This is a genomic window from Pedobacter sp. L105, from assembly GCF_009765875.1.
Classification (GTDB): domain Bacteria; phylum Bacteroidota; class Bacteroidia; order Sphingobacteriales; family Sphingobacteriaceae; genus Pedobacter.
Genome location: NZ_LMUP01000002.1, coordinates 441711 through 464864 on the forward strand (window position 1 = coordinate 441711; position 23154 = coordinate 464864).

20 protein-coding genes are annotated in these 23154 nt (G+C 41.2%); 7 read left to right on the forward strand and 13 right to left on the reverse strand.

Going from position 1 to position 23154, the window contains the following annotated elements:
* Nucleotides 1–3 precede the first annotated feature (3 nt).
* From GSQ84_RS03080 to GSQ84_RS03090, 3 genes are all read right to left on the reverse strand, one after another.
* Nucleotides 4–2466: a GNAT family N-acetyltransferase gene (locus tag GSQ84_RS03080; protein ID WP_158795780.1), complete on the reverse strand. Its 2463-nt coding sequence runs from the start codon at nt 2464–2466 to the stop codon at nt 4–6.
* A complete protein-coding gene (locus tag GSQ84_RS03085) occupies nt 2411–3952 on the reverse strand; it encodes an aspartate aminotransferase family protein (protein WP_158795781.1) in 1542 nt (513 codons plus the stop codon). Before GSQ84_RS03085 ends, GSQ84_RS03080 begins: the two co-directional genes overlap by 56 nt.
* Before the next feature lie 318 nt (nt 3953–4270).
* Nucleotides 4271–4534, reverse strand: coding sequence for a hypothetical protein (locus GSQ84_RS03090; protein ID WP_158795782.1), 264 nt, complete (start codon nt 4532–4534; stop codon nt 4271–4273).
* A gap of 99 nt (nt 4535–4633) precedes the next feature.
* Between GSQ84_RS03090 and GSQ84_RS03095 the strand changes: the two genes are divergently transcribed.
* Nucleotides 4634–7066 (forward strand): TonB-dependent receptor, encoded by a 2433-nt coding sequence (locus GSQ84_RS03095; RefSeq protein WP_158795783.1) that lies wholly within the window; start codon nt 4634–4636, stop codon nt 7064–7066.
* Between the two features lie 37 nt (nt 7067–7103).
* Here GSQ84_RS03095 and GSQ84_RS03100 read toward each other — a convergent pair whose 3' ends face one another.
* Together GSQ84_RS03100 and GSQ84_RS03105 are read right to left on the reverse strand one after the other, a co-directional pair.
* Complete coding sequence (locus tag GSQ84_RS03100) at nt 7104–9080, reverse strand: prolyl oligopeptidase family serine peptidase (RefSeq protein ID WP_158795784.1); 1977 nt, start codon at nt 9078–9080, stop codon at nt 7104–7106.
* A 23-nt stretch (nt 9081–9103) separates the two neighbouring features.
* Nucleotides 9104–10666 (reverse strand): VCBS repeat-containing protein, encoded by a 1563-nt coding sequence (locus tag GSQ84_RS03105; RefSeq protein ID WP_158795785.1) that lies wholly within the window; start codon nt 10664–10666, stop codon nt 9104–9106.
* 125 nt (nt 10667–10791) lie between these two features.
* Between GSQ84_RS03105 and GSQ84_RS03110 the strand changes: the two genes are divergently transcribed.
* Genes GSQ84_RS03110 through GSQ84_RS03120 form a run of 3 tightly spaced genes read left to right on the forward strand, consistent with a single transcriptional unit; the run spans nt 10792 to nt 13515 of the window.
* Complete coding sequence (locus tag GSQ84_RS03110) at nt 10792–11346, forward strand: hypothetical protein (protein WP_158795786.1); 555 nt, start codon at nt 10792–10794, stop codon at nt 11344–11346.
* 38 nt (nt 11347–11384) lie between these two features.
* Complete coding sequence (locus tag GSQ84_RS03115; protein ID WP_254070767.1) at nt 11385–11915, forward strand: TlpA disulfide reductase family protein; 531 nt, start codon at nt 11385–11387, stop codon at nt 11913–11915.
* Between the two features lie 55 nt (nt 11916–11970).
* Nucleotides 11971–13515 carry an MFS transporter gene (locus tag GSQ84_RS03120; protein ID WP_158795787.1) on the forward strand — a complete coding sequence of 515 codons (1545 nt, stop codon included), beginning with the start codon at nt 11971–11973 and terminating at the stop codon, nt 13513–13515.
* Here GSQ84_RS03120 and GSQ84_RS03125 read toward each other — a convergent pair whose 3' ends face one another.
* A complete protein-coding gene (locus GSQ84_RS03125) occupies nt 13516–14103 on the reverse strand; it encodes a Crp/Fnr family transcriptional regulator (RefSeq protein ID WP_158795788.1) in 588 nt (195 codons plus the stop codon). It abuts the gene before it with no gap.
* A gap of 33 nt (nt 14104–14136) precedes the next feature.
* Nucleotides 14137–14718 carry a tRNA-(ms[2]io[6]A)-hydroxylase gene (locus GSQ84_RS03130; RefSeq protein ID WP_158795789.1) on the reverse strand — a complete coding sequence of 194 codons (582 nt, stop codon included), beginning with the start codon at nt 14716–14718 and terminating at the stop codon, nt 14137–14139.
* A gap of 94 nt (nt 14719–14812) precedes the next feature.
* Between GSQ84_RS03130 and GSQ84_RS03135 the strand changes: the two genes are divergently transcribed.
* The 3 genes from GSQ84_RS03135 (at nt 14813) to GSQ84_RS03145 (ending at nt 18008) form a co-directional block, all read left to right on the forward strand.
* Nucleotides 14813–16051, forward strand: a complete 1239-nt coding sequence (locus tag GSQ84_RS03135) for a glycosyltransferase (protein WP_158795790.1) — start codon at nt 14813–14815, stop codon at nt 16049–16051.
* 143 nt (nt 16052–16194) lie between these two features.
* Nucleotides 16195–17100 (forward strand): AraC family transcriptional regulator, encoded by a 906-nt coding sequence (locus GSQ84_RS03140; RefSeq protein ID WP_158795791.1) that lies wholly within the window; start codon nt 16195–16197, stop codon nt 17098–17100.
* A 74-nt stretch (nt 17101–17174) separates the two neighbouring features.
* On the forward strand, nt 17175–18008 hold the full coding sequence (locus tag GSQ84_RS03145) for an SDR family oxidoreductase (RefSeq protein WP_158795792.1): 834 nt from the start codon (nt 17175–17177) through the stop codon (nt 18006–18008).
* 50 nt (nt 18009–18058) lie between these two features.
* Here the strand turns inward: GSQ84_RS03145 and GSQ84_RS03150 are convergent, their stop codons facing one another.
* The 6 genes from GSQ84_RS03150 to GSQ84_RS03175 form a co-directional block, all read right to left on the reverse strand.
* Nucleotides 18059–18514, reverse strand: a complete 456-nt coding sequence (locus GSQ84_RS03150) for a MarR family winged helix-turn-helix transcriptional regulator (RefSeq protein WP_158795793.1) — start codon at nt 18512–18514, stop codon at nt 18059–18061.
* 33 nt (nt 18515–18547) lie between these two features.
* The gene (locus GSQ84_RS03155) at nt 18548–20128 is read right to left on the reverse strand and encodes a DHA2 family efflux MFS transporter permease subunit (protein ID WP_158795794.1); all 1581 of its coding nucleotides are present in this window, start codon (nt 20126–20128) and stop codon (nt 18548–18550) included.
* Nucleotides 20129–20223: 95 nt separating this feature from the next.
* Nucleotides 20224–20877, reverse strand: coding sequence for a hypothetical protein (locus tag GSQ84_RS03160; RefSeq protein WP_158795795.1), 654 nt, complete (start codon nt 20875–20877; stop codon nt 20224–20226).
* Nucleotides 20874–21704 carry an ABC transporter permease gene (locus GSQ84_RS03165; RefSeq protein WP_158795796.1) on the reverse strand — a complete coding sequence of 277 codons (831 nt, stop codon included), beginning with the start codon at nt 21702–21704 and terminating at the stop codon, nt 20874–20876. Before GSQ84_RS03165 ends, GSQ84_RS03160 begins: the two co-directional genes overlap by 4 nt.
* Nucleotides 21701–22555 carry an ABC transporter ATP-binding protein gene (locus GSQ84_RS03170; protein ID WP_158795797.1) on the reverse strand — a complete coding sequence of 285 codons (855 nt, stop codon included), beginning with the start codon at nt 22553–22555 and terminating at the stop codon, nt 21701–21703. The genes GSQ84_RS03165 and GSQ84_RS03170 overlap by 4 nt, the downstream gene beginning before the upstream one ends.
* Nucleotides 22530–23099, reverse strand: a complete 570-nt coding sequence (locus tag GSQ84_RS03175; RefSeq protein WP_158795798.1) for a hypothetical protein — start codon at nt 23097–23099, stop codon at nt 22530–22532. Before GSQ84_RS03175 ends, GSQ84_RS03170 begins: the two co-directional genes overlap by 26 nt.
* Nucleotides 23100–23154 lie beyond the last annotated feature (55 nt).

Sequence of the window (23154 nt, forward strand, 5' to 3'; positions counted from 1 at the left end):
GTGTTAAGAATTAACTCCTTCCAATTGCGTTACAGATAGGTTAGCATCTTTACTTTCAGGGAACTTTTCCCAGTACCATTCGCGGTAGCAAAAAGTGAGTGTTGCATCTTTGTGAGGCATTTTTATGATGTGCTGATAACGGTATCCCAGGCGTGTTCCAAATAGGTGCATCGCCCTTGATTCTACAGCGGCTTCACCTATACATTTTCCTACAACAGGATGTGCAAATACCCAGTCGAGCATGACCTGCCCGGTTGGAAAACTAAATTTCTTCTCCTTCTCGGTTGGGGCGATCAGTAAATGTGAACCATAATCTGTGGCCAGTGCATCATAATAAGCACCAACAGTATCACGCATCGGCCAGTAAGGCTCTATATTAAACGTTGGTACACCATTAATCTCCCCAATAAAACTATGTGAATGATCGCTTGGGATCAGTGTACGGTAAAAAGTTTCCAGCCCTTTTATTGGTCCGTCCATTTTCCAGATGGGTTTGGTATGTTCCTGGTTAAACCAATCATGCACCATCTCCAAATCGCGGTCTATATCAAAAGAACGAAGGGTAATTGTAATATCTTCCTTGGGGAAATACCTGCTGTACAGGATATCTTTTGTTGCAGGTTTGATCAGGTTATCGCAAAAGAAATACCTGTTCAAAGGATTAGGATAGTCCCTGTAAATAGCCGGATTTTCAATCGGTGCGCTGGCTTCATCAATATTATATAAATTGGTGAGCAGGTTTCCTTTCATTGCCCAGCTTCTGCTATTGATCACATAATCTACAAAACCAGTGGTATCTGCATCTTCAAACTGTTTAAATTCCAGGTACAGCAGATCAATCAGTAATCTTTCATCGGCCAGTCCGTTACATCCCAATGCATTTACAACACCTAAAAGATTATTGATCAATAAATAGTAAGTGTATTTGGGCAAAATATAGGCTTCGGGTACGATAGAACCGCTTTCATCGGCCAAACCAGGAAGATAAGCAGAGAGTTCTTCGGCTTTTCCTTCTCTAAAAAAAAACCCCTGGTTGTCCCGGAAATAAAGCTTCGCAGGGAAATGATGACTATCCAGTTCTACCAGTACATTCTGCTGATGAAATTCAAAAGCCATCCCGTATTTATTCAGGATGCCGATCAGCGGGCCCACACAGATATGAAGATATTGTTTAAACCAGTTAATGGCAACCTGATCAACAGGTTTGTTTTTAGACTTTGCAGCGGCAGTAATCACATTCACGATCCTTGGTACCTGCCCCAGCAAACCATCCTGACAAAGTGCAGCCAGCAGGGTGACATTCTTTTCTGCGGCCTCATTTTTAAATACATTATTACGGATACTGATATTAAAACCATCTATCAATTTCCCCTGGTGGGAAACAGTGATAAAAGCGGGGTCGGTAATAAATTCAATTTCCGGAAAATCCTGCTTCAAAGCTTTACCAAGGTCTGTTTTTAACAGACGGCTGATATCATATCCGCGGTGTAATTCACGCAATAAATTTACCCGTTCTGAATTGGTGATCTTTACATGCAGGGAAAACTTAAACATCCAGTCGCTCTCCCGGTTATAAACTGTCCGCACAGATGAAGTAGGTGTATACAATGGCCCCCATTTACCCAGACTGCGTAATAAACCTGTCTGCTCCATCTCTATCACTTCTGGTAAAGCCAGTAAATACTCTGCTTCCCAGGGATGCATAGGTACCACCTTCCAGGATGGGTACTGATCAAGCAGTACCGGCAAATCATCGGCTTCTAAAATATACTTCCGCAATTCTGTTTTGAAAACAGCGGTTACATCAAATCCTTCGGCATTTTGTTCACCAACGTTTTCTGGTGCGATCAGAAAATACCACAATTGAAACCTGCCTGCGGTTTCGGGTGAATAGGTGAGCAGCTGTTCTTCATTTTTAAAGCCAGTCCTTCCCTTCGGCAGCGGATGGGCATTATGCCCCAAAACCAACGACTGCTCCGCCTCGATAAAATCTTGCTGTACCGCATTCACCTGTTTTCCGGTACGGTTAAAATGGTCAAGAAATACATTTAAATTCTCAATGCTATTTAGCAGGCGTTCTTTTACCAGCCCGGCCTGTACTTCAGGAAATTCGGCACTGGCAAACAGCACTACCAATTCCATAAAACGAATGGCATCTATGGGTGAAATCTGATCTGTTTTAAGGTTTCGTTCTACAACCGGAAAATCAAATAAGTGGCGTCCGCTTTCTGCATAGTATTTTAGAGGAGCAAATACTTCAAAGCCCAAATCGGAAAAATCAAAGCGGATATGCAGCTCATGCGGATTTGTTTTCAGATAAGCTGCCAGGGGCAGGTCATATTTGGGTACGCCCAGGTAACGACTCCAATTGGTAAATTCCCGGCAATAACTGTTTAATAGAGAATTGAAATTAATTTCTCCTGACGTCTGCTGTAGTTTTGCTAAACTGTAAGTATTCGTTTCCATGTTTTTTAATAATTTTGAAAATGTTTTTAACGTGATCTACTGTGGTAAGAGGATTGAGCAAAGTGAATTTGAGGTAGAATTGTTTATTGATCTTTGTCCCTGCAACCAATGCTTCCCCGCCGTTAAACATGCTTTTTTTAATAAACTGGTTCATTTTGCAAACGTCTGCCTCCCCTTCTCTGGGGTTGTAACGAAATACCAACGCACTGATATCAGATTCATTCATCAATTCAAAAGCAGTATCTGCCTGGATCAGCGAGGCAACTTTTGCAGCCGTTTGGATGATGGTATCAAAATAGCCGCCTAATTTTGCTTTCCCCATCATTCTGAGGGTGAACCAAAGTTTTAGCGCATCAAAACGCCTGGTGGTCTGGATAGATTTATTCACCTGGTTAGGTAAACCATCTTCATCGTGATCTTTAGGGTTCAGGTAATCGGCATAATGAGTGATCAGGTTAAAGAACTGCTTATCCTTTATTAAAAAAGCACCACTGCTCACTGGCTGAAAAAAGGACTTGTGGTAATCTACAGTTACAGAATGGGCAAGCTCTATACCGTTGATTAAACTGCGGTGCTGATCGGTTAACAGCAGGCCGCAGCCATACGCTGCATCAACGTGGTACCATAAATCGTACTTATTCGTTAACCTTCCAATCTCCTGTAGAGGATCTATATTTCCAAAATCCGTAGTGCCCGCCGTAGCCACAATAGCGATAGGTATATTTCCCAATTCAAGCTCTTGCTTAATGGCATCTTCAAGCAACACTGAATTCATTCTAAAACTTCTATCGGTTTTAATTTTCACCACCGCCTGCTCACCTAATCCCAACAGGGAAGCATTTTTCTGAATGCTGAAATGCGCCATTTCTGAAACAAAAATCCGGAAACGAGAGGCCTCGGCAGGTAAACCTTTTAGTTTGATATTGTGATGAAAATGTTTCAGGGAGAAATGATCCCTGGCCAGCAGCAAACCCATTAAATTACTTTGTGTACCGCCACTGGTAAATATACCGTCCGATTGGCTGCCATAACCAATCTCCTTGCAGGTCCATTCAATCAGCTTCTGCTCCATCAATGTCCCTCCGGCACTTTGGTCCCAGGTATCTAGTGATGAATTGATAGAAGAAATCATCACCTCCGCTGCGATAGCTGGTATCACTAAGGGGCAGTTTAAATGGGCGATATATTCAGGATGATGAAAAGCTACCGCATGATTGGTATATAACGACTCCACTTCGGCCAATAGGCTATCGTAGTCTGACAAAGGCTGGTTGAAGTCTACCTTTGCAAATAATGGGCGCAGCTCTGAGGGGCTAACACCACTAAATGGCTTTTTATTCGTATTCAGGAAACGTTTAACCGCCATGCTTACTTTGCTGATGGCATGGAGATATTCCTCCTGGTTATCATGATGAAAGATCTCTCTCTGTGGATAATCATCAAATAAATTGATCAATGGTTCTTCTTGCAGGCTGATTGTTTGCATAATGATTTGAGCTAATAATTTTTGAATTATATAATAACATCTTGCGGTAATTCGGAAATACTTGGTTTAACTAGCATAAAAACACGAAAAAGGAATAATCACGGCGATAATATTACCGCAATTGCAGCCTTTTAAGCGATTTAATGTTTCACACAAAGTAATGCCTTATTAAGAACAATTCAAAACAATATTTAGAATTAATATAAATAATATTACAATAATCTAAATATCAAACATATACATAACAATATTTTAGATAAACCAGAGTCCAAAAGAAGGATTCAAGATGAACGGGATAGGGGAACTCCCCCTGCCCAATTACCTGGCCGATCGATCTTTATTCACATAAATAATTCCAATAACCTGAAGTTCCGGACGTAATTTTTGAACAATACTGCTCCATTTAGAAGGAAGAACTACAGCTTTTTTCTGTTTTTCAACTTTGCGACAGGCTTTTAAAGCGTCCTTTATTTCACCCTGAAAAATAGATATACAACCAGCCAAACTAACTACAAAAACAATGAATGCGGAGGTTAAACCTAGCAATCGGCGCGGCGGGACTTGCAAATTTTCTATATTCATACTAAGGATGTGGTAGACAAAAATATAAAAATAATTAGATTATTTGGAATTAATCCAAATTAGTCTTTGCTTTGCGGTGTAAAATTTAAAACAAAACGCATGAAAAAACCTCTCTACTTAATTTTAATTCTTATAACTATCTTTACTGTCTGTACAGACGCCCAAACGATATCCGGAACTATTAAAAGCGATGCACAGCCACTCAGCGGCGCCAGTGTCAGAATTGAAGGTAAAAAACTGGAAACAAGCTCCGATCAGGATGGGCATTTTCAGCTCCAGCTTGCGCCAGGAACATACAATCTGCTGGTGAGTTATATCGGCTATACACAGCAGGTACAAAAAGTAAACCTAAGCAAAGGACAAAACCTAAAACTTGATTTAATGCTCAAACCGGGAAACTACATGGATGAAGTTGTGGTAGTCTCGTCACGTAAACCTACAAAGATCAGTGAAGTTCCGGGAACCATCTGGATTGTAGATAACCAGCGTTTGCAGGAACAGATCAGGGCAGGTGTAAGTTTGAAGGAAGCTTTGGCCCAGCTCATCCCCGGTCTTGATGCAGGCCCGGAAGGCCGTACCAATTATGGACAAAACCTACGTGGCAGAAATGTACTGGTGATGATTGACGGTGTTTCTTTAAACAGTACCAGAAATGTAAGCAGGCAATTTGATGCGATTGATCCGTTTAACATTGAACGCATTGAGGTGCTTTCTGGCGCAAGTGCCGTTTATGGTGGTGGCGCAACCGGTGGAATTATTAACATTATCACTAAAAAAGGACAAAGCGGCCCCACTGCTTTTACTACTGAAGCCGGTGCACGCAGTGGATTGAAGCAAAAAAATGACCTTGATATCCGTATAGATCAGGCCATATCTGGTGGAAATGAAAATTTCACAGGCAGGTTAGGCATTGCTTATCAAAAAAACAATGCTGCATATGGTGCAGACAACAAACAGATCTTTACAGATATCACTCAAACTGACCTGCAGTACAATCAGTCTTTTGATATTTTTGCCAATACAGAGTTTAAACTCACTACTAAACAGACGTTAAAAGTCAATGCGCAGTATTACAATTCTGGTTATGTAGGCAACAGAGATCTTTTTCTGGGAACCAACCTTGCGGGATTATTGAGTAATCCATCTTTACTGGAAATGAGAAATGGTTTCGTTTCTTCAGTAACACCACAAACTTCAAGGGCTTCTATCAATGCCGATTACCACGCGGCAGATATCCTGGGCGGTCAGGATCTGTATGTACAGGGATCTTCCAGAAATGAAAAATTCAGCTTTCACCCCTTCCCCGCCCAGGTAAGAAATGCCTCTGTCCCTGGAGGAGGGATACTTTATGGCGGATCTTCTACGCAACGTACACAATACAATGCCCTGAAAGCAGCACTGACAAAACAATGGTCGGCCTTTAACATTACCTATGGTGTGGATGCCGATAACGAAGGTTTTAACGCACAACAAACATTATTCGACAGAACTGCAACTGCTACGAGCGGTGGCCTGATCAATAACGGGATCGCTACTACAGGACGTTATCCGGGGTATACGGTAAATAGTCTTTCGGGTTTTGCACAGGCACAATGGAACCTGACTGAAAAACTGAGCCTGTCTGGCGGAGTAAGACAGCAAAGGCTCAATGTAAGTGTAGATGATTTTGCAGGCGCAGATGTTCAGGCACTGATTGCCTATGGTTTAGGTCAAACTGCCACACCTATTCCGGGCGGTAAAAATCATTATGATGTGAACCTGCTCAATGGAGGTCTGGTTTACAAACTTTCAGCACCAGAACAGGTATGGCTTAACTATTCACAAGGTTTTTCACTGGCCGATCCTGCAAAATATTACGGACAGGGTACTTATCAGCTGGTGGGCACCAATTGGAACCTGCTTAATGGAACAAGCGTAAGCACATCCCCTTTAACAGGAATTAAAACCGATCAGCTGGAAGCCGGATGGCGCCACCGCAGTAAAATCATCAATGCACAGTTAGCTGCATTTTATTCCTGGTCGGATAAAAACCTGGCCATTGTTCCAATTACCCTGGCGGTGAATGTGATCGATCAGAAACAGCGTAATCTTGGAGTTGAAGGTTCCCTGCAGGTGAACCTGCCTGATGGTTTTGAGGTTGGCGGAAATGGTTTATACATTAAAACGCAAAATAAGGTAGATGACTCCTGGAAGTTACAGACGGTAACAACTGCAAGTCCGTCCAAAGCTACAGCTTTCCTGGGCTGGAGAAACCAATCCGTAGGATTTAAAGTTCAGGGGTTCCGTTCCTTCGATCTGACGGATGCTCTGGATAGTAAACTGAAAGGATATACTACACTGGATATTTTAGGTAATGTAAAACTGCCATTGGGTACGCTTTCTTTTGGTGTACAAAATCTGCTGAACAAAGAGTACCAGACCATCTGGAGCCAGCGCTCACAGTTATTATACAAGGGTTTAGCTACTCCCGCAACTTTCTATTATGCAGGCCGGGGCCGCACTTATAACCTAAGTTATACCATCAATTATTAATGTTTTCTTAATAAAGGGGTATTCCTGTGATGCCCCTTTATTTTTTCAGTTCCCACTGTTCTCCAAAAAATCCTGCACGGATTACTTTACCAGGATAAACAGCGCCGGGAGGTGTATCCAGATCGATAATCGCCCAATCAGGCAGCATCGGTATTTGTTTCGCATTATTTAAAAAAGCCTCTTCCCTAAACGTAAAACCACTATTTAAAACCAGGTATTTTTTAGGGTTTAAAGGATTTGGATAGATCATTACCAGCGCGTGATTCTTAGACGAATAGGTGCTATCGCCAACATAAATTTGTTTCGAATCCCTTTTTATAGGAAGCCTGTTATTGATCTCCCTGATTACCATATTACTTTCTTCATCTCCAAAAACAACCAAATTAGCAGACAGGTCGGCCCCGGTAATATCTACATCATTCTTCACGATGGGCTCTCCGCGAAACTGCCTCCTCCACTGGATCACAAAACGTTCCAGTTCCGATTTTGACCATTGGTCAAACAGCAGGTTTTTACTCTTGCCTGTTGGCCTGACCACGATAAAAGCCGACATAAAAGCATCATCAACCGGCCCCTGGAAATCATGTTTTTTTACCAGCCCGGGTTTGGCACTGCCGATCATCCATTGGGCATTCTCCAAATGAAAATTGAGCGGTGACTTAGCCAACTGTTTTATGGTGACTGCGGTTCCATCAATATTGATCATCACCGGCTTTTTTAAATCTACCACAGCAGATAAAACTGAAGGGTCTAAACTCAGTGCAGTGACATTGGCGGTTTTTAAAGCAATCGTCTGGCCTGTAATGGCACCATCAACCCTTGTTCTTTCCCAATGTTCTTTTAAGGCATCGACCGTTAACCAATACATTTTATTGTACTTCAGCGTATAAGTAGTGAAATGCAGTTTTTTTGGTGCCGGACGTTTACCTTTTACAGCTTCTATTTCCAGCAGGCTATCCACTGTTTTTGCGGCGACTGGCGTGTATGCATGACCAATATTTGTTCCTACAACGCGGGTAAGTGATAAACCTTCTGCTTTCATCGCCCTTTCCATTACATCTGCAGCCTGTTTTTGCTGGTCTTTATCTCCATTATAGGCAACAATAGGCAGATTGGATAAATTACTGGCATCATCGGTACAATCATATAAATGCAGCAGTTTCTTTTCATACCAATTTGGATGAAGGACTTCCTTATCTAATAACAAAAAGTCTGTAGTTTCCGCAAAACCGGCACCCGGATTGGCAGCGATCCACCAGTCGGGATAATGTACAGCGAAATGCCATACTGCAGCTCCGCCCATAGAAAAGCCCCTGTTAAATATGCCCTTTTCATTGATGGAATATTGCTTTTTTACAGCTTCCATCGCTTCCAGCACATCCACTTCTCCTGCAAATTTAAAACCATTGCAATATCTGCCATAAGGATATAACATGATCGTATTTTTCATTGCCGGCATTAACGGGAAAAACCCTTTTCCATTGGCTATAAAATTGACCTCTGATAAATACTCACTGCGCCCATGGAACCACAGGGTAAGATTAAATTTCGCACCATTGGGACTATAATTCTCTGGTATACTCAGGCCATAAGGCTGCGCTGATCCGTCTATTTTAGAAATATAACCTCTTACCACCTCCCCTTTCTGTGTAGTCCAGGGTGCCTTACCTTCCAAAAGGTCTTTTGCCCGCTGCTGTCCTTCCTGTAACAGGGTTCTGGCCAGTGCAACCTCCGGCAGGTGAAAAAACTCGTGGTATCTCACCGCATAATCTACTGCCTTATAATAGATCAGTACATCCGGCAGCAGGTCCTGCGTAAATTGATCTTCCTTTATTTTTAGCTGGTCAATTGTTTTTGCAAAAGCCTCTAAACCCAGCATCAGTTCCTGCTCTTCTTTATCGCTGATCTGCACTCCTTCCGCAGGGATTCGCCGCACGCCCGGAAGATCTTTTTGCTGTGCAAATCCAAGCTGGGCAAACAAGAGAAGCAAAATAGAATAACTGATAAAGCGCATAAGACAGGATTTGGAATGAATAATTATTTTTTTGGTTGATACAGCTGATTGATAAAAATGTTAAGTCCGTATTTTGCGTTTTTCCATTTGTCGCCCAGTTCTTTTGGGGGATGTCCCAGACCCAGCGAAAAATTACCGCCTACCACATCCATATCACCATCACCGTCAATGTCGGCCAATTCAAGGGTAAGCGTTCTTAACGGCACATCGCTTTTTAAAATACTGGACTTAAAAGTGAACTTATTCTGGTCTGTATTTTCCAGGTAAACAAAAGACTCATCAACCAGCTTTCCAAAATCAGGAAAAAATGAGCTGGCCACAAAATCAATGTCACCATCCTTATCAAAATCATAAGCCAGTACTTTGGTCACGCCATAAATCGGGTAGAAAAACTTCTCTTTAAACACACCTTTACCCTGATTGATACTCAGGCGAATGCCATGATAAGGTTTCAAAATATTTGAATAATCGGCATTGTCACCATGTACAGTTACAATATCTGTAAGGCCATCATGGTTATAATCCACTAATACCATATCGGTGGTTCCATAATCTGGCGGGAACCGTAAAACACGTTTGCCTTTAAACTTTAAATTACCCTGGTTATAAAAAATATACACACTTTCATCACCCTGTGCAAACAAGGCAATAATATCTTTTTTGCCATCACCGTCCATATCCTTTACTTCGCATTTGATTGCCCCTGCTACAGGCAGTAAAACATCTTCGGTATACTGTCCTGTTTTATCTTTTTTAAACAGCGACAAAGACCCGGTTTTATTACCAAAATTACACATTACAATTTCAGGAACACCATCATTGTCCAGGTCCTCCATCGTGGTATGAACCGGGCGGTGGAGATTGCTGAGCACCGGTGTGCTGATCGTATCACCACATTGGGTGTAAGCCCCCAGATTTAATTCTGTAGGGTATAACTTACCGATCTCGGTAAAATAAGTATTGTCTTTATAAAAGTTAAAATCAACAACAGGGCTTTTTGCCATGGTCTGCCTGGTTACGCCTACATCATATCGCCAGCTCATCACCTGGTTATTGTAACTGCCAATCCATAAGGTTTGGGTGGCGGGATTAAACTTTAAGCCCGTGATTAATGAAGTGCCATTTCCATAGATCTGCACGTCTTCCCGTTTAAACTGCGTTAAAGGACTATTTCTGGTCAGGCGTTTTGTATCATAAGGAATACTGTCAGGAGCACTATCTAATACATATTTCACCAGCTCGTTCCAGTCAGCCTCCGGTAAATAGGGCTGATCAGGAATAATATGGTTCTTTTTTACAATCACCTTTTCCTGGTCAGACAGTCCTTTTAAAGGATCATAATTGGGATAGATAATCCCCATCCTGGAAGCCATTACCGGCAGCACATGCATTTTCCAGATTTCTTTGGTTAAACTTCCCGGGTCGGGCAGCATGTGGCAGGTACTGCAATATGCCCTGAACAGCATCTTTCCTTTGTCGTCTGTTTTTGCGTTTTTGGCATGCGGTTTTTGGGCAGTAAATGAAACCAGAATGGTCACCAAAGTGGATATAAAAAGACCTGCAACAATTGATTTCCTAAGATTCATTTTTAAACATAAGAATTTTTCTCAATAACGGCCCTGCCCGTCTGTTTTTATCAACAACTCACATGCAACCTTTTCAGTTAAAGGATCGTCTTGCTAATAATAACCACAACCTTAAATTAAGAATTATGATCAGGAAATTAACCGCTCTAAAATTTACCATGCTGATTACAGCATTTATTTTATTTTCTGCAACTGCTGTGCATGCGCAGGATAAAACAAAAATTATTGGCAACAAACCAAGACAAGGCTCATCAAACAGCAGTTCTTCGGTTATTAAAGGCCATCAGTTTGGCATTAAAATGAATGCTGGCAGAAAACCGGTGGAGTTGCTAAAATTAGATTTTGGCGTACAAAGCAATGACCGCGATAACCTTAAATTTAAGGTGAATGTATATGAATTCAATGGTATACTTTCAGGAGAGAACTTTGTTAAACAGGACATTGTAGGTGTGATACCAAAAGGAAAAGGCAGGGTTAGCGTAGATCTGGAACCCTACCATATCCAGGTTAAAAAGGATATATTGGTTACTATCGAATGGCTGGAAACCGTAAGCGGTGCAGAACCAAGTTTCGCTATTGGCTTATTTAACGGTGGTTCCTATCAGTATGAAGAGGGCAAATGGAAAAGGATTCCTGTTGCAGGATTTGATTTTAATATCCTGGTGAGGAAATTAAACTAAATATTTTGTAGTTTTATGTATTAACCTTAACGCTATTTATGATGAAACTGAACCACTTACTATTTTTGCTGCTGCTGTTGCCTTTCGCGGCTTTTTCTCAAAAAGATTCCACTACCCTGACAAAAATTGGTGATGCTGTCCCTCAGTTTGCTTTTGAAACGGCAAAAGGCACCGTAGCCAATATCAGTGATTACAAAGGAAAATTAATACTGATTAACCTTTTTGCCACCTGGTGCCCGCCTTGTAATATCGAATTGCCCTTAATGCAAAAGCAGATCTGGGAAAAACATAAAAACGATGCTAACTTTGCTCTTTTCGTATTTGGACGTGAAGAAGGATGGGAAAAATTGATTCCCTTTAAAGAGAAAAAAGGTTTTACTTTCCCTATTCTGCCTGATGTGAAAAGAGATATTTTCAGCAAGTTCGCTACCCAATTTATTCCCAGAAACATCCTGATCGATGAACATGGAAAGATTATTTATCAGTCTATGGGATATACAGAAAAAGAATTTGCAGAACTGTCAGCCTTGATTGATGAACACTTAAAAGCATCTGAAAAAGCAAAATAAAACAAGCATTAACTATTGACCTTTTATAATTGACCCGGGTTAAATCAATGATATCATGGCAACAGTTACACTGAACAGTTCTAAAGGCAGATGGATTATGGTTTCGGCCATCCTGGCTTCTGCAATGGCTTTTATTGACGGTACGGCATTAAATGTAGTTTTACCATCGCTGCAGCAAAGCCTCCGGGCTAGTGGCAGCGACCTTTTCTGGGTGCTCAATGCCTATTTGTTAATGCTGGCTTCCCTGATATTGATCGGGGGCGCATTGGGCGACCGCATAGGGCGCAAAAAAGTATTCATGGCGGGGATCGCTATTTTCATCACCGGATCTGCTGCCTGCGGATTTGCCAGCAGTGTTACTTTATTGGTCATCTTCAGGTTATTGCAGGGAATTGGAGGCGCCCTGATGATCCCTGGAAGTCTTTCCATCATTTCCTCCTCAATAGATGAAAAACAAAGAGGTAAGGCCATCGGCACCTGGTCTGCCTTTACCACGGTAGTTACTGTTGGAGGCCCCATATTGGGTGGTGCTTTAGCTGATGCCGGCCTTTGGCGTTATATTTTCTTTATCAACATCCCTATCGGTTTAATCTCACTGCTCATTTTAGGGTTACGTGTAGACGAGATCAAAGACGAGGAAGATCCTGTTCAGACGATAGATTTTCCAGGGGCAATTGTGATCGTTCTGGCATTGGCTATACTTACCTTTGGATTCCTCCGTATACCGGCAATAGGATTTAACCATCTACAGGTTATAGGATCTCTTTCAGCCGGTCTGCTGCTCTTGCTTTTATTTATTTACATCGAAAGTAAAAGCCGTTATCCGATGATGCCCCTGAAACTCTTTGCCAGCGCAACGTTCAGCGGGGCCAATTTACTCACATTTTTCCTCTATGCGGGCCTGGGAGCAGGAATGCTTTTTCTCTCCTTAAACCTGGTTCAGGTACAAGGTTATACCCAGCTGCAGTCGGGATTAACATTTTTACCTTTTACCGTACTCATGATATCTATCGCAAGATTTGCGGGTAAACTGGCAGATAAATATGGGCCCAGGTTATTTCTTATTATTGGCCCAGCCGTTGCAGGAACCGGTTTGCTGATCCTCTCTTTTGTTGCGCAAACAAAAGGGCCTGCTGATTACTGGACAACCTTTTTTCCGGGAATACTGGTTTTTGGGGCCGGCATGTCATTTACTGTAGTACCGCTTACTGCGGCAGTAATGGGTTCGGTAAGTGATAACTTTTCTGGAACGGCTTCCGGTATCAATAATGCCACCACACGGATAGCTAATGTTTTTGCCAATGCCATATTCGGTGCATTAGCTGTTCTTCTTTTTTCAGGCTCATTAAACCAGCAGATGAAAGACCTCCCGCTTACACCAACCGAGAAAACAGCGGTGATAAAGGAATCGGTAAATCTGGGAAATGCCCAGGTTCCTCCAGGCATGACAAAAACTGCCAGATCATCGATTAAAAAAGCGTATCACACTGGCTTTATCCATGTGTATGCTATAGTCATGCGTTTATCTGCCTTACTTGGATTTTTAGGCGCATTGATGGCGATATTATTTATCAAACGCAGTCTGATCAAAAAGGAATAATTACTTACCTACCATTCTCTTCCTGATACGGCTTAATGATGGCCCCTGTATACCCAGATAAGAGGCAATATGGTATAAAGGAACTGAATTGATAATATCCGGATGCTTTTTGATCATCTCCAGGTAGCGGTCTTCCGGCCCTTTGAATAAAAAACCTTCAGTATTGTTCATTACATCATTAAAAGCTGCTTCCGCAGTGAGTCTTCCAAATTTCTCCCATTGATGTGATTGATGATACAACTGATTAAGATGATCAATATGGATGTATACAACCGTTGAATTTATCATGGATTCCGTATAGTAATTACAGGGTTCCTGGTTGAGAAAACTTTTATAAGAAGTCATGAACTGAGACCTGGAAAAAAAAATCACATTCCTTTCGTCGCCCGTTTCCTCATTTACACGATATACCCTAAACACCCCGCTGATGATAAAAGCCAGATGCTTGCATACATTCTTATATTCGTTATAAAACTCGTTTTTCTTATACGTTTTTAACTGCCAGTAAGGAAGGGATAAACTGAAAGATTCTTTATCCATTCCAGTGGCCGAACACAAAGCTTCTTCCAATACTTCTAATTCTGTCATGCTTATTAATTAAACTATAAAATTCCTTATTGTTTATCCATGAATAGCTTCTTTATTGCCATAACTTTGAATCAGCTCACCCTCAAAGTCAAGCCATTCTTTCCATCGTTTATCTACATCCACATCAACGCTATACTTACGGGCAAAATTCAAAAACGTAGTATAGTGACCTGCTTCTGAAACCATTAAATCATGATAAAACTGAGCCAGATCCTGGTCTTTGATATTTAAAGATAGTACGCGAAAACGTTCACAGCTTCTCGCTTCTATCATGGCTGCAAACAGAAGACGGTCAATAAAAGCGTTATTCCGGCTTCCATCCCTGCGGCTAAATTTAACCAACTGGCCTACGTAATCATCTTTACGCTCCCTTCCCAGGGTATAACCGCGTTTTTTTATGATATCCACTACCTGTTGAAAGTGCTGCATTTCTTCAATGGCAATGGCTGTTAATTCTTCTACCAGATCCATATGTTCAGAATTATTTGCAATTAACGTGATCGCATTGGTTGCAGCTTTTTGTTCGCACCAGGCATGATCAGTAAGAATCTCTTCTAAATTTGATTCAGCAATATTTGCCCAGCGCGGGTCTGTCAATAATTTTAATCCTAGCATGTGTTGATCAATAATCTTCCCAACAAATTTACTAATAATCGCTTGTTTAAAGATTATGTATTAAAAACATCTATTTTGCATAAAAAATAAGGAAATGAACAAACAGCGGGTATTGGTTATTGGATTAGTATGGCCTGAGCCGGTTTCATCGGCAGCGGGCACAAGACTCATTCAACTGATCAATGTCTTTCTTTCTACGGGATATGAAGTGTTTTTTGCTTCCGCGGCATCAAAAGGTGAGTTTAGTTTCAACCTGGAAAATATAGGTGTAAAGGAACAGGAGATCAGATTAAATGATGAAGGTTTTAACCATTTTTTGAGAGAGATCAACCCCGGCATCGTGCTGTTTGACCGTTATGTAACGGAAGAACAATATGGCTGGAGGGTACAACAGGAATGTCCGGATGCCATGCGGTTACTCGATACAGAAGATCTGCATTGTTTGCGCCATGCACGCCAACAGGCTGTGAAAAAAGGTATCCCATTTGCCGCAGCAGACTTATTTACGGATATGGCTAAACGGGAGATCGCCTCCATTTTACGCTGTGATCTTTCTCTGATGATCTCTGAAATTGAAATGGTCATTTTGAAGGAACAATTTCATGTAGATCCTTCATTAATTTATTATTTACCCTTTTTAGAAGATGAACTTAGTCCTGCACATATTCAGGGATGGAAAGGTTTTGAAGAGCGTGAAGGTTTTGTATTTATTGGCAATTATTTACACGAGCCAAACTGGAATACGCTGCAAATATTAAAAACAAAGATCTGGCCGGTGCTTAGAAAAAAACTACCGGAATCAGGACTTCATATCTACGGTGCCTATCCTTCTCAAAAGGTAATGCAGTTCCATAACGAACAGGAAAGATTTTATGTTCATGGCCGCGCAAAAGATGCAAAGGAAGCCATAACACGCCATAGGATATTACTTGCCCCTATCCAGTTTGGGGCGGGTGTGAAAGGAAAATTTATAGATGCGATGCAAACAGGAACACCCGCTGTGACCACTACTGTAGGAGCAGAAGCAATGCATGGAAACCTCGATTGGAATGGGGCCATCGCAGACCAACCGGAGCTTTTTATTGATCAGGCGGTCAGCTTATACCAAGACAAGGCCCAATGGTTAGAAGCTCAGCAAAATGGCATAACGATCATTAACGAGCGGTATGCAAAATCGAAATTCATACCTTCTTTTTTAGAAAAGCTAAACACACTAGCCGCGGGCCTGGCCGCACATCGTCAGTTTAATTTTATCGGTCAGATTTTACAATATCATACAGCAAACAGCACCAAATACATGTCTCTTTGGATTGAGGAAAAAAACAAAAAATAATATATGCTAATGATGCCTCTAACCTGTCCAAAACCCTGAACCTTTACGGTAAGGCAACAAAGGTTATGATGAACAACCTTTGCTTTAACAGGATATTCATTACCTTTGAAAATAGTTTCAATTTTACAAATTCAAATCAATGGATGGCAACCAAAACCGAATCATTAGAAGAATTTTACCGCTATAAGTTTCATAATTTATCCGAAAACCTAAAACATGATACAGGCCATTTTAATGTATTCAACATTGAAGACCGTATCCGGTCTGGTACCGTTTCACCTGCTTATATCCGCCGGGATTTTTATAAGATCATGTTGTTCCGGGGAAATAACGTTTTTCATTACGGAGACGAAAGTATACCAATCACAGGAAATACATTGTTATTCTTTAATCCTCAGGTTCCTTACACCTATGATGCATTAACTCCCGATACCAGCGGTTACTTCTGCGTATTTAAAGATGAATTTTTCAAAGAAAATTTAAGATTGAGCTTAAATGAACTCCCCTTATTTGCCCCGGGGGCAAAACCTGTATTTAGCCTCAGCCTGGATGAATATATGGAGGTCTCTTCCCTCTTCGAAAAAATGGTCAGGGAAATAGATACCGGCTACATTTACAAATATGAGCTGATCAGGAATTACGTCAGTGAACTGATCTATTATGCCATGAAAATGCAGCCTTCAGTGGTTTCGTTTCAGCACCCTGATGCCAGCTCCCGCATTACCTCGGTTTTTACCGAATTACTGGAACGACAGTTCCCTATTGAATCGTCCGCACAGCGATTTAACCTGCGTTCACCAAAAGACTTTGCCGGTAAACTCTCCATCCATGTAAATCACCTTAACCGGGCCGTTAAAAAAACAACAGGAAAAACAACTACCGACCATATTTTTGAACGGCTAACCAGCGAAGCTAAAGCCATGCTCAAACATACCAGCTGGAACATTGCCGAAATCAGTTACCTGCTGGGTTTTGAAGACCAGGCACACTTTAATAATTTCTTCAAAAAACAAACTAAGATTAACCCCTCCGCTTTCCGTATGGTTTGATTTATACAAATACTGGTTTGAATGTCGCAAAATCAAATGCGCCTGCCGTCCTAACTTTGTTTAAAATTAAAATCATGGAAAACACAAAAGTTTGGTATATCACCGGAGCCTCAAAAGGTATTGGGCTTTCACTCGTTAAACAACTATTGGAACAGGGTTATAAAGTAGCGGCAACCTCACGTAAGTTGCATGCTTTAACAGCAGCAATTGGCGCCAACGATAATTTCCTGCCGCTTGAAGTTGACCTCACCAATGATCAGTCTGTGGCTGATTCTTTTCAGCAAACGGTTAATACCTTCGGAAAAATTGATGTAATCGTCAATAATGCAGGTTATGGAATGGGAGGTGCCTTGGAAGAGCTAACCAATGAAGAGATCAATGAAAATTTCGATGTCAACTTCTTTGCTGTGATCAGGGTTATTCAAAAAGCCATGCCCTACCTGCGCGCCCAGCGTTCAGGCCATATCATCAACATTTCTTCTATAGCTGGTTTTGCTCCGGGCACAGGATGGTCAGTGTATGCAGCGGCGAAATTTGCCATCAGTGGTTTATCTGAAGCATTGGCCAACGACTTAAAACCTTTAGGGATCAACGTAACCGTAGTATCACCGGGATGGTTCAGGACCAGTTTTGCTAAACCGGAATCTATAACCTTTGGGAGAAATGAAATTGCCGATTATCAATACATCAGGGAATTTCATGATAAATTTAACCGGATGGATGGTGCGCAACCGGGCAATCCGGATCAGGTTGCCGCTGCCTTTATCAAATTGGTTGAACATCCGGAGCCACCTGTTAACCTCTTTCTTGGAAGCGATGCATTTAAACGTGCAACCGGAAAGATAGAACAGTTATCAGCAGAAATGAAAGAATGGAAAGAGGTTTCTGCCTCTACTGATTTCAAATAGTAAACAATCAGAAATTTAGCATAAGTGGTCCTGAAAAGGATTGCTTATGCTTAAATAATAAATTCTAACAGTGAATTGTTCATTTTAGAAAGCGTATGCATTCCCTCTTTGATATCTTGTGGTGTAATATTTTCTGATAAAACAGCAAAACATTGTTCCACCAGGGGTGAAAGCTCTTCCTTCAACTGATGCGATTTATCTGTTAAAAATATTAGTTTATTACGCCGGTCAACTTCATCCTCTTTGCGCAATACCCATCCTCCTTTTACCATGTTATCCAACAGGTAGGTCATGCTGGATTTATCTTTAAACAGCAGATCTGCCAGTTCCTGCTGATTGATCCCTCCTTTTTTATGCAGGATACTCATTACTTCCAGCACCTCAAAGCTGATGGTCATACCGGCTTCTTTTAATTTCACCTGGAACATCTTACGCAGCCTGAATCTAAATTCAAATATAGACTGGCAAAATTCAACGATAGGTTCAGATTTTTCATCAGGGTTCATAATACAAATCTAATCTTTTTATAAAGCAAAAAATTAATGTGCGGCATCAGCCAGGTTCACTTTAGCACTGGATTTTTTTACAAACAACAATACAAAAGGAACGAAAACCACAAAAACGACGCCTACAAACATAAAAACGTCCATATAGGAAAGTAGGGTAGCCTGCACAGTAACAGCATTATCCATCATCTGGTAAGCGGTATTACGGGAAGTTAAACTGTCCAAACCATGCGACCTCATTCCCGCGGCCATCTGGGAAATACGCTGTTGAACATTTGTATCTATTACATTTAAGTGACTCACTACATCAACCCGATGGATGCTGGTTTCCCTGGATAAAAAGGTAGATATCAGTGCCACACCAAAAGAACCGCCCAGTTGCCGCATCATCCCCGTAAAAGCGGCCCCCTGACCGATCTCCTGTCCTTTCAGCGTAGAGAGAGACATCGTGCTAACAGGCACCGACAAGAGTCCCATTCCCAATCCCCTGATGATCAGCGGCCAGAAGAAATCACCGGCACTGGTATCAGGTGTGATGATTTTATAACATAACATGCAAAAGATATAAAAGATGAACATACCTATGGCAATTAAATACTTCTGCTGAATACCCTTCTGAATTAAAATTGCCACTACGGGCATCATCACCGCCACAAACAACGTACTCGGAAGCTGCAACAATCCCGCCTGCTGTGCTGTCCATCCCAGCAGGGATTGTGTGAATAAAGGAATTACAAAGGTAGATCCAAAAGTACCAAAGCCCATGATAAAGGAAAGGATCACCCCCATCCTCAAATTGCCGTTTTTAAGCACCCGCAAATTTACTACAGGGAACTTTGTTTCCAGCTGGCGCCAGATAAACAGATACAATCCCAAAAATGCAGTAACACACAAAGTAATGATCAGTTTACTATTGAACCAGTCATCTTCCTGGCCCTTTTCTAAAATATACTGTAAAGAGGAAATACCCACGGTAAGCAGAAAAATGCCTAGCCAGTCTATTTCACTGGCCGATCTTTTTTGCTCATATCTAGGGCTTCTTACAAACTCCAGGGTAAGCAGGGTAGCAACAATACCTACAGGAATATTGATAAAAAAGATAAATGGCCATGAAAAATTATCTACGATATAACCACCCAGCGGCGGACCAAGTGTTGGGCCCACAATAATACCCAAAACATAGATAGCCTGTGCCATAGCGCGTTTCTCTGGCGGCCAGCTTTCTGTAATGATGGTCTGGGAAGTAACCAGCAAGGCTCCTCCTCCCATTCCCTGTAAAAATCTAAAAATCACGAGTTCGGTTACAGAGTGGGCATTTCCGCACAAAAAGGAACATACGGTAAATAAAACTACAGAAGCGGCAAAGTAGTTCCTCCTTCCAAACTGCTGGGAAAGCCAGCTGGTGAGCGGGATCACAATCACATTAGCCAGGGAGTAAGCCGTGATCACCCAGCTGATTTCATTTAACGTTGCACCTAAACTGCCACGCATATTGTTAAGCGCTACGTTGACGATGGTAGTGTCTATTATTTCCAATAACGCGCAAAATACTGCCGTAATGGTAATAATGGCCAGGCGCGGCCCATGTTCAATTAATGATTCTCCCTGTTGCATGTAAATATATTTCACAACAAAGTTAAAATTCAAACAGTTTAAATTCAAACTATATTTAAAATATATTAAAACTGCCAGGAAAGGTATCGGCAGCCCTATTTATATTTGATCACATAATTGTCGATCTTCATTTTTATCTTCCCGGTTTTCGTTTCCTCGCTGCGCATTTGTTTTCTATCGATCTTTGTGCCCTTTCCCATAAAATTAAGCGGGATCTTTAGCTTTTCAATTGCAAATCCGGCTTCTACATAATCAGGTAAAATGTTATTAAATGAAGCGTATTGCATTAGCAAAGTATACGTTCCGTCTTTACGGGTATTCACTTCAGATTCAACGATACGCCTGGCTTTAGTATCCATATAGAGGGTAACGAGGGCCAGATCAGATTGATTATCAGTAGGAATAACATTGATCACTTTTAACAGTTTCCCATTACGTTTTTCCATGCCGCGGTCAACAGTGATAAAAGGATGTTTAAATATCTCAGACATGGAAAAATCAAGTCCCCGTTTGGGCAGCATCACAAAGTCGCTGGAAGAGAATAACATTTTTTTATCCTTTGCATAACGCACCTTAGCGGTTTTTGTCGGCATTTTGATAAATGAAACTTCTAAATCCAATGTGATATCAGCCGTAAACTGGCTCACGGAATCCATACGCTGTTTAATATGCAGCAGATCAGCATCTACTTTTTGGGCATTTGCAATTTGAGTACCCAGTACCAAGAATAGGAATAAATACCTGATCATGTAATGTCTTGTTTATGAAAGATGTAAGTGCCGGCTACGGCAAAGCCAGCGATGTAAAGGAACAATACCGCATTGTTGACCCCTATTTTTAACCAGTCAATCTGATAATAAAAAAGCTGCTGCCAGTTATCAATCAGTTTAGGAAAAAAATAAGCGTTTATTGCCGGCATTCCGAAATCTACTTTTAACAGCAAATTGGTAATAATTAAGAACAGGGCGGCGGCGATCCAGGTTTTCGCAGCTTCTTTAATGATCACCGCCAGTGTAATACTCACTACGCTATAAAAGATCATCGCTACTGCCCCGGAAGCAAATGCCCAGCAGATACGGTGTATCGCATCTGCGGATTTAAAGAAATTGAGCGTGTTGATATAAACGATCAGATCCCCTTTGCCAAAAATAGAATAAGCTAATGTAAATGTAGTCAGCATCATAAATGCGATGACCAGCAAAGTAAATAATGCAGCGATGATATATTTGGAAAGCATAAACTTCCATTTTTTTACCGCCTGCAGCATCACCGTTTGTACGGTACCATCCTTATATTCGTCCGTTACCAGCCCCGAGGTGATGATCATTAAGATCAGCGGCACATTAAACCACAGCGAGTTTAAAATAATGTACATGATCAGATTGCCATTGAGCAGCGTACCTTCAAAATAAAAGGACTGCCGTAAATTATTTAACAGTAAATCAAGTATTGCGCTTCCCTCATAGTAGGCCGTAATCAGGATCAGTATTTCGATCACTAAAATTGCAGCCAGGGCATAGTAGGTTTTACTTTGCTTGCCCAGTTTTAAAAGCTCGGCAAATAATAATGATCTCATGATAGGGGTGTATTAACCAATTCTTCTAATGTTAGTTCTGGTGTACATGAAGTAACTTTGATCCCTTCTGCAAGAAGGTCGCCCAGCAAAGCCGGGATTTCACTGGCCTTACAAAAAACCCGTGCATCATTGATACCCATTTTCACCTCATATCTTTGTAAAACGATAGAAGAACTTATGTTTTCGCCTGTAATGCTATAATTATGAATATGATTAGTGATCAGTTGTTCTGTAGTTCCTGAATTAACGATACGGCCTTCATCCATCACATACAAATAATGGCAGCATTTTGTCAACTCGGCCATCAGGTGTGAGGAGAGCAGGATAGCGATATTGTCTTTCACCGCTAAATCCGTAATTAAACCAATGAGGGAAGTTACACCTGTAGGGTCAAGTCCCGAAAAAGGTTCATCAAGCACCAAACATTCCGGTTCATTTAACAAAGCTATCGCAATGCCCAGCCGTTGTTTCATCCCTAAAGAAAAATTACGTACAGGATCTCTCCTGTCCACAGGTAATCCTACTTTCGTTAAATTTTGTTTGATGTAAGCCTCACTTACTTTTACCCCCTGGATACCAGCAAATATTTTCAGGTTATCATAAGCATTAAGATAAGGATATAAACCTGGCCTTTCAATAATCCCGCCAATGGACTTTGATCGTGTAGAGTGAATCACCACAGTGCCTTCATCGGGCTTGATCAATCCGCAGAGGATTCTGAACAGCGTGGTTTTCCCTGCCCCGTTCCTTCCTAATAAACCACAGATCTGTCCGGAGGCAATGGAAATAGAAACATCTGATAATGCTTTTTTCAGGGGATAATGTTTAGTTAAATGACTTCCTGTCAGCATTATATATAAATTTAGAATCAAGCTCCCTAAAGTTAAACTTGGGGGCATAGTATTTTTCAAGAAAGGTGCGCGACCAAAAGTATTTTTTGAACAGGAACAAAGGGTCGGTAACCATAAATTGAGGCACAAAATGAAACCATCTTACGCCAACACGGCGGTAATATTTGTCCACTTCACTTTTTAAGCCCAGCTCTCTGGCAGCTACAATCACTGCTGTACGCTGGCATTTTGATCCTTTATACCGGCTGGCAACCTTAGGGGTAAAACCATGCATATAAAAATAATCCTTCACACGTTTATAATTTTGAAAGCGCGACCAGGCATCCAGTGTTACCAAAAAGATATGGCTAAAAGCAAATAATAAACTGCCACACCAAAATAAGGTGATCCAAAACGCATCATTACTATAGGCATCTTTTAATTTCGACCAATAAAATAAGGACTCAAAAATAAAGAGCAGCACCGAACTGTGCAGCAAACTACCTACGTTCCAGTACGACACATAAATTTTGGGCTGTTTTGGTAATAGACCAGGGTTATTCATTTACAAAAATCATGGTAATGTGTACTATATTACAACAAAATTTTGGTTCCTAAAA